Annotated in this window: 1 pseudogene; it reads left to right on the forward strand. The window is 59.3% G+C overall.

The features are described 5' to 3' along the window. Positions 1-264, forward strand: a pseudogene (locus NWQ23_RS14370) (3-oxoadipyl-CoA thiolase); the annotation flags it as partial. Between the last annotated feature and the right edge of the window lie 114 nt (positions 265-378).

The raw sequence follows: 378 nt of genomic DNA on the forward strand, positions 1-378 counted from the left end.
CAGGATTTTGGCGTGGTTGAGCTGAACGAAGCCTTTGCCGCGCAGGGTCTTGCGGTGCTGCGTCAACTGGGGCTGGCCGAGGATGCGCCCCACATCAACCCCAACGGCGGAGCCATCGCGCTGGGCCATCCCCTTGGCATGTCGGGCGCACGTATCACCGGGTCTGCCGCGTTGGATATGGCGGCAGGAGATGCGCGCTATGCTTTGGCGACCATGTGCGTCGGCGTCGGGCAAGGCATCGCGATTGCGCTGGAGCGGGTCTAGGGTTTTTCGCGCAATTTGACCGGAAAACCGATGTTCACTTTTCCGATTGCGCTTTTGTAGTGCGCGCAATTTGATCGGAAAACCGATGTTCACTTTTCCGATTGCGCTTTTGTA

It is taken from the genome of Yoonia sp., assembly GCF_030731595.1.
Classification (GTDB): Bacteria; Pseudomonadota; Alphaproteobacteria; order Rhodobacterales; family Rhodobacteraceae; genus Yoonia.